Below are 12,264 nucleotides of genomic sequence, written 5' to 3'. Positions count from 1 at the left end.
GCTCGGCCCGGCTACGGTCCCATGCTACCAGTCAGCACGACGTTTCACATTGCGGCACAGGGGAGTGGAGATGACCGTGGCCAGCAGGACCCTCGGAAGCCGTCAGGTTCAGCGCGAGGACGACACGACGATCCACTACACGGTCAGCGGGCCGGGTGACGGACAGGTCCTGATCCTGATCCACGGATGGGCCTGCGACCGACGGGACTACGACGAGATCACCACGCACCTGCCCGCCGACCTGCGCGTCCTCGCGGTCGACCTCGCCGAGCACGGCGAGTCCCGCTCCGCCCGGGAGTCGTACTCGATGGCGGAGTTCGGTCGCGACGTGGTCGCCGTCATGGAGGCGGAGGACGTCAGCGACGCGATCGTGGTCGGCCACTCGCTCGGTGGCGCCGTGGCCGTCGAGGTCGCCCGGCTGGCGCCGGGGAGGGTGGCGCGCGTCGCGGCGCTCGACGCCCTGCACTACACGTTCCTGTTCGGTGCGCTCGACGACGAGCAGGCGGACGTCTTCCTGAACCTGCTCCGTGACGACTTCTCGGGCCTGGTTCGCAGCATGGTCGAGGCGGGCTCGCCCGACGGGACCGACGAGGCGCTGAAGGACGAGTACTTCGCCAAGATGGTGGCGGTGCGGCAGCCGGCGGGCTCGGCGGCCTACGAGGGGCTCGTCCGCTGGAACATGGAGGAGGCCCTGGCGGAGGTGACGAGCCCCGTCACGGTCTACGCGGTGCGGGCGATGCTCACCCCCGAGTCGGTCACGCACCTGGAAGGCCGTGTGGAGGCAGTCGTGCCGATCGACCTCGGCAGCCACCACTTCGGCGTGGAGAACCCGGTCGGGACCGCTCGGCTGCTCGCCGGGATCGCCGGGCGCTGACACCGCCGTCAGGCGGACGAGATCAGTGCGCTGATCTCGTCCGCGGCGGCGACGGTGAGGCGGCCGAGCTCCTCCTGCCTGGCGCTGTCGTAGCGCATCTCGGGGATGGACAGCGCCACGGCGCCGACGGGGCGGCCCACGCGATCGACGATGGCGGCGCCGAAGGAGGCGACGTGCGGGCGGTACCAGGCCGACATGTTGACGGCGTAGCCGCGCGTGGCGGTGGCCGTCAGCTCCTGGCGCAGCTCCTCGTTCGTCTGCACGGGTGCGTCGGCGAACTCGGTGAGCTCCTCGGCGAGCAGCTCGTCGACCTCGGCGCGGTCGAGCCGGGCCATCATCGCGACGCCGCCGGAGGTGGCGCGCAGGGGGAGCCGGGCGCCCAGGTCGAGGTGGACCCGCACCATGTGCCTGCTCTCCTCGCGCCCGACGATGATGTACTCGTCGCCGTCTCGCAGGCCGAGGAAGACGGTCTCGCCGGTGTGCGCGGCCAGGCGTGCGACGACCGGGGCGGCGACCACCCTCAGGTCCTGCTCGCCGGCGCCCTGGAGGCCGAGCGCGAGGACCTTCATCGTCACGCCCCACCGCACCGGCTCGGCGTCGACCACCCGCAGCCAGCCCGCCTGCTGCAACGTGACGAGGCACCGCTGCACCGAGCTCTTCGGGATCCGCGTGGCCCGGGCCAGGTCCGAGACGCCGACGGGCTGGCGCACGGCGACCTCCTCGAAGACCCGCAGCGTGCTCAGCACGCTGTTCATGGTGCGGATCCCGGCGGCCGGGCGGTCGGGCGACGAGGCCTCGTCGGGCGCGGTGCTCATGGCGCACGACCCTACACACGCATATCGCATGGCGGCACGGTGTTCCACCGTGCCGAGGAACGGAGTAGCGGTGGAGCTCACGATAGTCGGGGACATGGTCGTCGGAGGGTGGCCGCGGCGACCGCCGGGGGAGTCGGCGACGGAGCTGCTGACGGGTGGCGACCTCGTGATCGGCAACCTGGAGGTGCCGCTCACCGACCGCGGCGAACGCGCGGAGAAGCTGGTGGCCATGCGCGCGCCGGCGAGCGGGGCCGCGGAACTGGCGTCCTGGGGGGTCGGCCTCGTCTCGCTCGCGATGAACCACGCGATGGACTACGGCGCGGACGGCATGCGAGACACCGTCCGCGCGCTCGACGCGGCCGGGATCGGGCATGCAGGCTTCGGCGAGAACCGAGCCGAGGCGACGGCGCCGCGGCTCGTGCGAGTGGGAGACCGGACGCTCGCCTTCCTCAGCCTCTGTTCGGCACTCCCCCTGGGCGCGAACGCAACCGCGGCCCGGGCGGGCATCGCGCCGCTGCGGGTGCGGCAGACGGTGGAGTTCGACGGCCCCTTCATGGAGGAGACCCCGGGCACGCCACCGTTCGTCCACACCGTCGCCCACGAGCCGGACGTCCGGGTTGCCGAGCAGGCGGTTCGCGAGGCGCGGCTGCGGGCCGACGTCGTCGCGGTCGCGCTCCACTGGGGCGTCCCGTTCCCCTACCTGCCGCAGGCACAGGGCCCACTGGCGCAGTACCAGCGGCCCCTGGCGCACAGGCTCGTCGACGCCGGGGCCGACCTCGTCATCGGGCACCACCCGCACTGCCTGCATCCCGTGGAGTTCTACGGGCAGGGCCTCATCCTGTACTCGACGGGCAACTTCGTCTTCGACTGGTGCGACGGATGGACCCCGGACGCGATGGTCGCCGACCCCGACGCCCATCCGGCCGCGCCGTTCCGCCCGGTGCTGATGCGTGGCCCCTGGTACGAGAGCGCGGTCTTCCGCGTCCGGCTGGGTGAGGAGGACGGCCCACGGCTGCGGTTGTCGCCCATCGAGCTCGACGCCGACAGCCAGCCGGTCCTGCCCCGTCCCGAGGTGGCCGCGTCGATCCTGGCCGGGGTCGAGCGCGACTCGAGGGAGCTCGACCCCGCTGTCGTCGTCGAGGCCGACGGGGTGGTCCGTCGAGGACGTGGGGTGGCGGGGTCGGTCACGTCGCCGGCATCGGGGGCGTTGACGAGCCCACGGTCGTGAGTCCATAGTCACGTATCGCAATGCAGCATGCCGTGCCGCAGTTCGGCACAGAGATAGAGGTTCGCATGAACGGTCCGGTGGCCAGGCCCTCCGACTACGAGTCGTTCCCGTACGTCACCCGTGGGACCGACTACTCCGCGGTCGAGCTGGTCGACCCGTCCTATCGACGCAGCACGTTCTCACCGGAGCTCGACGGGGAGGACCGTCGACGGGTCGACCGCCTGCTCACGGAGAGCGTCGTCGTGAGCTTCCACGACCACCCCCAGCTCCTCCCCGCCGACATGGAGGACATCGACACGTTTCTGCGGACCAAACAGGAGCAGACCGCATTCACCGAACTCCGCCGTTCCGGGCTGACCGCGGTCTTCGACAACTGGTTCGGCGTGATCGGTGGGACGCGCCGGTCGGGATGGAAGTGGGACGACCTCGTCACCACGCTCGGTCTGCGGCTCGCCGACATCGCGCACCAGGAGGGCGTGGTGGTCGCCCGCCGGGTCGACGACATCCTCGCGGCCAAACGGAACGGACAGCTCGCCTTCGTGATGGGAACCGAGTCGGCCGGGATGATCGAGAACGAGATCGACCGGATCGACGTGCTGTACGGACTGGGCATCCGACAGATGGGGCTCGTCTACTCCGACGCCAACACCCTCGGCGGGGGACAGAAGGAGGCCCGCGACGGTGGCCTCACCGTGTTCGGCCACCGCGCGGTCGAACGGATGAACGCGCTCGGGGTGCTCGTCGACGTCTCGCACGCCGGCGATCGGACCTCCCGCGACGCGATCGACGCCTCGTCGTCCCCGATCTCGATCACCCACGCCGGGGCCCGCGCCGTGTGGCCGATCGCCCGGATGAAACCGGACGACGTGCTCCGGGCCCTGGCCGAGCGCGGTGGTGTCCTCGGTATCGAGGCGGCGCCGCACACCACGTTGGCGCTCGACCACCGCGCCCAGTCGATCGAGTCGGTGATGCGGCACTTCGTCCACGCCGTCGACCTGATGGGCATCGAGCACGTCGCCTTCGGACCGGACACCCTCTACGGCGACCACGCCTCGTTCCAGCACGCGATCAGCGACGTGATCGGTTCGTCGACGATCTTCGATGCCGGCGGGCTCGACGTCGAGAAGGTCACCCACGTCGACGGGCTGGAGAACCCGACCGAGAACTTCCGCCACATCACCGGCTGGCTCGTGCAGCACGGCTACTCCGACTCCGACATCCGGGCCGTCCTCGGCGGCAACATCATTCGACTCCTCGGTGAGGTGTGGCGATGAACGACCCGATCGACGCCGTCCGCGCGAACCTCGACCGGCACCTCGACCGCGTCCTCGAGCTCTCGCACTGGATCAACGCCCACCCCGAGCTCGCCTTCGAGGAGCACCGCACCTCGGCCGAGATCAGCGATCTCCTCGCCGGGCACGGGTTCGCGGTCGAGCGCGGCGTCGCCGGCCTGGCCACCGCGTTCGTCGCGACCATCGGCACGGGCGGGCTCGTCCTGGGGCTCTGCGCCGAGATGGACGCGCTGCCCGACATCGGCCACGGATGCGGGCACAACGTCATCGCCGGGGCCGCGGTCGGCGCCGCGCTCGCCCTCGCGCCGGTCGTGGACGCCCTTGGCGTGACGCTGCGGGTCTACGGCACGCCGGCGGAGGAGAGCGGGACCGGCAAGGAGATCATGGTGAACCACGGTCTCTTCGACGACGTGCACGCCGCGATCATGGTGCACCCCTCGCTCAAGGACGTCGTCGAACCGCAGTTCCGCGCCGCGCGTTCCTGGCGCGTCACCTACCGCGGCCGCGGTGGACACGCCTCCCGGCCGTGGAGCGCCCTCAACGCCGCGGACGCGACGGTCATCGCCCAGACCGCCATCGGCCTGCTCCGCCAGCAGCTGCGCGACGGTGTCCGGGTGCACCACGTCGTCACCGAGGCCGGTGGCGCGGTCAACGTCATCGCCGACCGGACGGTGATGGAGTGCATGATCCGCGGCGACACGATCGCCGACGTCGACGAGGTGTGGGGCCGGGTCCGGCGCTGCTTCGAGGCGGGTGCCGTGGCGACCGGGACGAGCATGGACGCCGAGGCCCTGCCGTCGCTCTACCGCGAGTTCCGGCACGACCCGGACCTCGCCGGCCTGTTCCGGACCCGCGCCGAGGAGGCCGGCCGGAGCTTCCCCGAGTACCCCGACGCCCTGTTCGGCTCGACCGACATGGGCAACGTGTCGCAGGTCGTCCCCGCCCTGCACCCGATGCTGTCGTTCGCGCTGCCCCCCGAGCAGGGCAACCACACGGCCGCGTTCGCCGCCGCGGCAGCCGGCCCGGAAGGGGATCGCTTCGTCCGCGACGGTGCCCTGGCGATGGCCCTGGCGCTGGCCGACGTCGCCCGGTCCGAGCCCGTCCGGGCACGGCTGCAGGCGGACCTGCAGTCGCGCCGAACCGCGTCCACAAGTGTGTGAGGAGCCCTCGCCATGCTGTCCGTCCACGAGGTCGAGTCCGGCTACGGACTCGTCCCGGTCCTCCACGGCGTGTCCCTGCAGGTGGCACCCGGCGAGATCGTCGCGGTCCTCGGCCCCAACGGGGCAGGCAAGTCCACGTTGTTGCGCACCATCTCCGGGCTGCTGACGCTACGGTCCGGCTCGATCTCCGTCGGGACCACACGGCTCGACGGTCTCCCACCGCACCGGGTCGCCCGGCTCGGCGTCGCGCACGTCGTCGAGGGCCGCGGCATCCTGCCCAACCTGACGATCCGGGAGAACCTGCTCCTCGGGTCCTTCCTGCACGGCTCACGCGACGGCGAGAAGCAGCGGCTCGACGCCGCTCTCGACCAGTTCCCGTGGATGAGACCACGGCTGTCCGACCTCGGCGGCCGGCTCTCCGGTGGCCAGCAGCAGATGCTCGCGATCGCCCGCGCACTCGTCGGCGACCCCTCGGTACTGCTGCTCGACGAACCGTCGCTCGGCCTCGCCCCGCTGGTCATCGACGAGCTCTTCGAGGTCATCGGACGGCTCGCGACCGGCGAGCGGGCCGTACTCATCGTCGAACAGCACGTGCACCGGTGCCTGGAGGTCGCGACCCGCGGCTACGTCCTGCAGCGCGGCCGCGTGGTGCTGACGGACACCGCGGAGGCCTTGCGCACCGACGAGCGCATCGAACAGGCCTACCTGTCATGAGCGGGCCGGATGCACGAGAGACGGAGGAACCGGCCGTGTTGAGAACGGAGAACCTCAGCGTCCACTTCGGAGCCTTCCGGGCCCTCACCGACATCTCCGTCGAGGTGCGCCCCGGGGAGGTCGTCGGGGTGATCGGCCCGAACGGGGCCGGTAAGTCCACCCTGGTGAACGCGTTGTCCGGGGTCGTCGCCCCGAGCGCGGGTTCGGTGGTGCTCGACGGGCGGACCCTGGGCCGGACCAGGCCGGTACGCCGGTCGCGGCTCGGCCTGGTCCGCACGTTCCAGACCGCGCAGCTGTTCGGATCGCTCAGCGGGCGCTCGAACATCGACCTGGCCCGCCGTGGACCCGGGTCCCGGTCGCTCGAGGACCTGCTCGCCGCCGCCACCACGATGCTGCGGCTCGACCCGGTCCTGGACCTGGCGGCGGACCGGCTCAGCGGCGGCCAGCGCAAGCTCGTCGAGTTCGTGCGGGCACTGGCGGCGGAGCCGCAGGTCCTGCTGCTCGACGAACCGGTGGCGGGGGTGCCGATGCACGACCGGGTGCACGTCCTCGACCTGATGCGCCGCCACCTCACCGATCGCGGTGGATCGGTCGTGCTGATCGAGCACGACATGGAGTTCGTCAGCAGTGTCTGCGACCGCGTGTACGTCATGAACGCGGGCGCGGTGATCGCCCACGGCACGTGGGCCGAGATCAGCAGCGACCCGGTGGTGCTCGAGGCCTACCTCGGGACCGCCCCCACAGCGCCGACCGGCGCCGAGAACTGAGGAGAGGGCATGAAGAGACTCGTCACACGCCGGACCGGCGTCGTCGCGGCGGCCCTGGCGGCAATCGTCCTGCTGGTCGGTGCCTGCGGGAACAGCACCTCCGCGGGCGGCGGCGGGGAGGCGCTCGCGGACGCCGCCCCCATCACGATCGGGGTCTCGACGGTCGCCACCGGCCCGCTCGCGATCAACGACCAGGTCACGAAGGGCCTGGGCGCCTACTTCGCCTATCGCAACGCCAACGGGGGGATCGACGGCCGCAAGGTCGAACTGGACGTCGTCGACAGTGCAGGAACCGTGGCCGGCGGGACGAGCTCGGTGCGCCAGCTGCTCGCGTCGAAACCCTTCGGCCTGTTCGTGTTGTCGACCGCCCCGTTCACCGGTGCACAGTCGGTGCTGAAGTCCGACCCGACGACGCCGGTGTTCGTCCTCGCCAACGGATCGCTGGTCGAAGCCGCCGGACTGCCGAACGCATTCGGCATGTTCACCGACTACACGACCGAGAGCTTCGTCGGTATCAAGACCCTCGCCGACCAGGGGAAGAAGAAGATCGCGCTGGTCTACGACCCGACGATCGGCGAGGACGCAGCCAAGAACGCCCCGGCCGAGGCGGCGAAGTACGGCGCGGAGATCGTCGACGTCCCACTGCCGGCGACCACCACCAACTTCGCGCCCATCGCGCAGAGCATCGTCGCGTCGGGCGCGGACGGCATCGTCTTCCAGGTCGTGGCACAGAGCATCGCCGGGACGATGAAGGCCGTCCAGAACGCCGGCCGGCCCCTGCCCGCTGTCTCCTACTCGGGCCAGCTCAACGCCACGACACTGGAACTGGGCGGGGCCGCCCTCGAGGGGATGTACTTCTCCGCGCTGTTCCCGCTGGTGACCGACCCGTCGCCGGCCGTGCAGGAGTTCAGCCGGGAGATCGCGAAGCTCGCCCCGGACGCCGCCACCGTGCTCGGCATCCTCGGCTGGAACACCGGCGCCATGATCGAGCAGGCCGTCAAGGACGCCGACGCCGCCGGCCCGCTCACCCAGGAGTCGTTCATGACCGCGCTGCGCGGGCTCGGCGGCAAACAGGTCGGCGTGCTGGAGAAGGTCGGCTGGACCCAGGACGTCGTCACCTCGATCGACGCGGGAAAGACCGACGTGTTCAGCCTCTACCAGGTGCGGGACGGCCAGTTCGTGAAGGTCGGGTCATGACCGCGCGCCACACGGACCGAGGAGACGCGCCATGTGGCTAGTCGTCGTGAGCGGCCTCGTCAGCGGTGGGCTCTACATCGCGATCTCGCTCGGGGTCGTCCTCACCTTCCGCTTCGCACACGTCCTCAACTTCGCGCAAGGAGCGATCGCCACCCTGGCCGGATACGCGGCCTGGCAGACCATCGACGGCGGCCTGCCGACGGCCGTCGGTTGGCTGGTGGCCATCGCCGTGGGAGCGGTGGTGTCGCTGCTGCTCGGGGTGGTCATCGGCCGGTACTTCGCCGACGCGCCGGAGCTGCTCACCGCGATGGCGACCTTCGGTCCCGCCCTGGCGCTGATCGGGATCGTCGGTGAGCAGTGGGGACAGAACCCCAAGGCGCTACCCGTGCCCGAGCCGCTCGACGGCACGCTGTCGATCTTCGGGGCCTCGGTCGGCCGGTTCGAACTGGTCTTCCTGGCCGGCATCCTCGCGCTCGTCGCAGTCGTGGCGCTGCTGCTGCAGCGCAGCCGCGTCGGCCTCGCACTGCGCGCGCTCGCCGACGATCCCGCGACGGCGGCGGTCAGCGGCATCAACGTGGTCGCGCTCGAGCGGCTGGCCTGGGTGGTCGGCGGCGCGGTCGCCGGCGTGGCGGGCGTCGCGATCAGCACGTCGGCCCAGCTCGACCCGAACCACCTCACGACGTTCATGGTCTCGGCGTTCACCGCGGTGGTCCTCGGCGGCATCGGCACCTTCGGCGGCCTCGTCGTGGGATGCCTGACCTACGGCGTGCTCAACGCACTGGTCGCCTACTACCTGGGTGGCCAGTACGAGGCGCTCACCGCGCTGGTCATCCTGACCGTCCTCTACCTGGTCCGGCCGAGCGGCCTGCTCGGGAAACAGGCGCTCGTCGCCTCCAACGGGCTGCCCACCCAGGCCGACACGGGCGGCGGACGCGCGCTCGCGCTGCTGTCGTCGGCATCCGACGCCCTCGGCCGGCTCCGGCCACGGACGAACCGGGTCCGGCTGGCCGCGTCGGCCGCAGGCGTCGCCGCCGCGGTGGTCGTCGTCGTCCTGGTGCCACGCAACCTCGACGGCTCGCTGGTCTTCGTGCTGGCCACGGCCTTGGCCATGGCCATCGCGGTGGCCGGACAGAACGTCGCGTCCGGCCTGTCGGGCAGGCTCGCGGTGGCCCAAGGCGGGTTCATGATGGTGGGCGGCTACTGCTCGGGGCTGCTGGTCAGCGGAACAGGCGCCCCGCCGCTGGTGGCGATGGCCGCAGGCGCCCTGATCGGGCTGCTGCTCGGCGTCGTGATCGGCACCAGCATCATCCGGCTCTCGGGCATCTACCTCGGCATCATCACGCTGCAGTTCACCCTCGCCGTGCCCGAGCTGGCCAAGGCCTGGACCGGTCTGACCCAGGGCGAGCTGGGCATCGTGCTCCCGCCGATCGAGGCGGCCGGCCTGGCCGCCGTCTCCCCCTACGACGTCTGGATCGCCTCGGTCGCGGTCACGGTGCTCGCCCTCGGTGTGCTCGTGTGGCTCAGCCGCGGCCGGCTCGGCGTGCGGATCCGGGCGGCCCGGGACTCGGACCTGGGCGCCGAGTCGATCGGGCTCGACGTCCGGTGGCTGCGCGTCGGCGCAGTGACCCTCAGCGGAGCGGGCGGCGCGCTGGCAGGTTCGCTCGGCTCCTTCCAGTCCGGGATCATCACCCCGGAGTCCTTCGGAATGTGGACCAGCGTCACGATCCTGCTGGCGGCGGCGATAGCCGGCCAGAACTCCGTGGTCGTCGGCCCGCTCGTCGGTGCGGCCTTCGTCGTCCTGCTGCCGTATGCGCTGAGCGGCTCGGGCGGCTGGAGCTCGATCCTGTTCGGGTTCGGTGCGCTCGGCGTCCTCGTGATGCGCCGGCTCGTCGCGCACGCGCAGCGACGCTCGGCCCACCTCGGGGACGACGGCGCCCCGCAGACCGGCGTCGTCGACACACCGGAGCTCGTGGGAGGAACCCGATGAGCTGGTACCGGCCGCTCGGACGCACAGGCGTGCACGTCAGCCCGCTGACGTTGGGCGCCATGAACTTCGGGTCGCAGTTCGGCACGGACCGGGACGAGGCCGCGCGCATCGTCGGGACCGCCCTCGACGCGGGTGTCAACGTCATCGACACCGCGGACGTCTACTCGAACGGAGAGTCCGAGGAGATCGTCGGGCACGCGATCAAGGGCAGACGCGACGACGTCGTCCTGGCCTCGAAGTTCCACGGCAGGCTCGGTGAGGACGTCAACCGCGGCGGCAACTCCCGGCGCTGGGCGGCACGCGCCGTCGAGGAGAGCCTGCGGCGGCTGGGAACCGACCACCTGGACCTCTACCAGGTCCACCGGCCAGACCCCGACACCGACGTCGAGGAGACGCTCGGCGCGTTGTCCGACCTCGTACGCGCCGGCAAGATCCGCTACTACGGCACCTCCACCTTCGAGCCGCACCAGGTCCTCGAGGCCCAGTACCTGGCGCGGGCGGGCGGGCTCGTCGCCCCCTCGACCGAACAGGCGCCCTACTCGATGCTGGCGCGTGGGGTGGAACGAGCGCTCCTCCCCGTCGCGGAACAGTTCCGGCTCGGCGTCCTGACCTGGAGCCCGCTGGCCGGGGGCTGGCTGTCGGGCCGGTGGCGACGAGGAGAAGTGGTCCCGAGCTCCGGGAGGGCCGGCATCATGGCGACGCGCCACGACCAGAGCACCCCGGCCAACGTGCTCAAACGGGACGCCGCGGAGCGGCTGCTCGACCTGGCGGAGTCGGCCGGGCTGAGCCTCGTCGACCTCTCGCTGGCCTGGGTGCTGCGGCACCCGGCGGTCACCTCCGTCATCGTCGGCCCCCGCACGACACAGCAGCTGACCGGCCAGCTCTCCGCGCCGACCCTGACCCTCGACGACGACCTCCTCGACGCCGTCGACGAGATCGTCCCACCCGGCGTCACCCTCAACCCGGCGGACGCCGGCTACGCACCGCCGTCGCTCACCGACCCGGCTCGCCGCCGCCGCCCGGCGCCGCCGGCATGAGCCCGAGCGTCCTCGACCTGTACTCGATCGGCATCGGCCCCTCGAGCTCGCACACGGTCGGCCCGATGCGGGCGGCGGCCGAGTTCGCCAGGGACGTCGCCGCCCGCCCGGGCCAGGTCCACCACGTGCAGGTCGAACTGTTCGGATCGCTCGGCACCACCGGGCCCGGCCACGGCACGCCGAACGCGGTCGTCCTGGGCCTGATGGGCCACGACCCGGCGACGGTCGACGTCGACGACGGACCGCGCGCCGTCGACCGGGTGCGGTCCGAGAAGCGGGTCGCCCTCGCCGGAGCCACCGACGTGGAATTCGACCCAGCCACCGACGTGGTGCTGCACCGGCAACCGCTCGCCGCTCACCCGAACGGCATGCGCTTCACGGCGCTCGACCACGCCGGGCGGCTCGTGCGAGCGCGGCTGTTCTACTCGGTGGGCGGAGGCTTCATCGTCGACGCCGCCGACGACGGGGCCCTGCCACCGGAACCCGAACCCGCCCCCGTCCCCCATCCGTTCGCCACCGCGACCGAACTGGTGGCGCAATGCACGGCACAGCGTGTCGGCGTCGCCGAGCTGATGCTGCGCAACGAGACGGCGTCGCGGCCCCGGGCCGACGTCGAGGCCGGCCTGCGCAGGGCCTGGGCAGCGATGCAGGCGTGCGTCCGGCGCGGTCTGGCGACCGAAGGCACCCTCCCCGGCGGCCTGGACGTGCGACGGCGCGCCCCACGGCTGCGCCGACGCCTCACCGACCGGGCGCGAACCGGGGACACCCCGGACCGGATCGACTGGGCGACGCTGTTCGCGTTGGCGGTCAACGAGGAGAACGCAGCAGGCGGCCGAGTCGTCACCGCACCTACGAACGGGGCCGCCGGGATCATCCCGGCCGTGCTGCACACCCACATGCGGTTCACCCCCGGCGCGGCCGACGCCGACGCGGTGCGGTTCCTGCTCGCCGGTGGGGCCGTCGGGCTCCTCGTCAAACGGCACGCCTCGATCTCCGGAGCCGAGATGGGGTGCCAGGGGGAGGTCGGAACGGCCTGCGCGATGGCCGCCGCCGGGCTCTGCGAGATACTCGGGGGCACCCCCGCGCAGGTGGAGAACGCAGCCGAGATCGGCATCGAACACAACCTCGGCCTCACCTGCGACCCCGTCGGCGGTCTCGTCCAGATTCCGTGCATCGAGCGCAACGCGGTGGCT

General features: G+C 71.8%; 10 protein-coding genes and 1 pseudogene. 10 read left to right on the top strand and 1 reads right to left on the bottom strand.

Annotation, left to right across the window (positions count from 1 at the left end; genetic code table 11):
• Nucleotides 1-76: 76 nt before the first annotated feature.
• The gene (locus PSU4_RS29340; protein ID WP_246115424.1) at nt 77-874 is read left to right on the top strand and encodes an alpha/beta fold hydrolase; all 798 of its coding nucleotides are present in this window, start codon (nt 77-79) and stop codon (nt 872-874) included.
• Nucleotides 875-882: 8 nt separating this feature from the next.
• Here PSU4_RS29340 and PSU4_RS29335 read toward each other — a convergent pair whose 3' ends face one another.
• Entirely contained in the window at nt 883-1,689 is an 807-nt protein-coding gene (locus PSU4_RS29335; RefSeq protein WP_147115670.1) for an IclR family transcriptional regulator, read from the bottom strand.
• 70 nt (nt 1,690-1,759) lie between these two features.
• On the opposite strand from PSU4_RS29335, the gene PSU4_RS29330 reads away from it, so the two are divergent.
• The 9 genes and pseudogenes from PSU4_RS29330 to PSU4_RS29290 all read left to right on the top strand — a co-directional run.
• Nucleotides 1,760-2,917 (top strand): CapA family protein, encoded by a 1,158-nt coding sequence (locus PSU4_RS29330; RefSeq protein WP_186817252.1) that lies wholly within the window; start codon nt 1,760-1,762, stop codon nt 2,915-2,917.
• Nucleotides 2,918-2,982: 65 nt separating this feature from the next.
• A complete protein-coding gene (locus tag PSU4_RS29325) occupies nt 2,983-4,191 on the top strand; it encodes a dipeptidase (RefSeq protein WP_147115666.1) in 1,209 nt (402 codons plus the stop codon).
• A complete protein-coding gene (locus PSU4_RS29320) occupies nt 4,188-5,369 on the top strand; it encodes a M20 family metallopeptidase (RefSeq protein ID WP_147115664.1) in 1,182 nt (393 codons plus the stop codon). The genes PSU4_RS29325 and PSU4_RS29320 overlap by 4 nt, the downstream gene beginning before the upstream one ends.
• A 72-nt stretch (nt 5,370-5,441) precedes the next feature.
• Nucleotides 5,442-6,083, top strand: a pseudogene (locus tag PSU4_RS29315) (ABC transporter ATP-binding protein); the annotation flags it as partial.
• A 35-nt stretch (nt 6,084-6,118) separates the two neighbouring features.
• Complete coding sequence (locus PSU4_RS29310) at nt 6,119-6,850, top strand: ABC transporter ATP-binding protein (RefSeq protein ID WP_186817251.1); 732 nt, start codon at nt 6,119-6,121, stop codon at nt 6,848-6,850.
• Between the two features lie 9 nt (nt 6,851-6,859).
• Nucleotides 6,860-8,047 carry an ABC transporter substrate-binding protein gene (locus PSU4_RS29305; RefSeq protein WP_147115660.1) on the top strand — a complete coding sequence of 396 codons (1,188 nt, stop codon included), beginning with the start codon at nt 6,860-6,862 and terminating at the stop codon, nt 8,045-8,047.
• 31 nt (nt 8,048-8,078) lie between these two features.
• Nucleotides 8,079-10,034: an ABC transporter permease gene (locus PSU4_RS29300; protein WP_147115657.1), complete on the top strand. Its 1,956-nt coding sequence runs from the start codon at nt 8,079-8,081 to the stop codon at nt 10,032-10,034.
• Nucleotides 10,031-11,071: an aldo/keto reductase gene (locus tag PSU4_RS29295; protein WP_147115655.1), complete on the top strand. Its 1,041-nt coding sequence runs from the start codon at nt 10,031-10,033 to the stop codon at nt 11,069-11,071. Before PSU4_RS29300 ends, PSU4_RS29295 begins: the two co-directional genes overlap by 4 nt.
• On the top strand, nt 11,068-12,264 hold a 1,197-nt coding region (locus PSU4_RS29290), incomplete at its 3' end, for an L-serine ammonia-lyase (RefSeq protein WP_147115653.1). The genes PSU4_RS29295 and PSU4_RS29290, both read left to right, overlap by 4 nt.

Source organism: Pseudonocardia sulfidoxydans NBRC 16205, from assembly GCF_007989085.1.
GTDB lineage: Bacteria > Actinomycetota > Actinomycetes > Mycobacteriales > Pseudonocardiaceae > Pseudonocardia > Pseudonocardia sulfidoxydans.
This window is presented reverse-complemented; position numbering and strand designations above follow the sequence as displayed.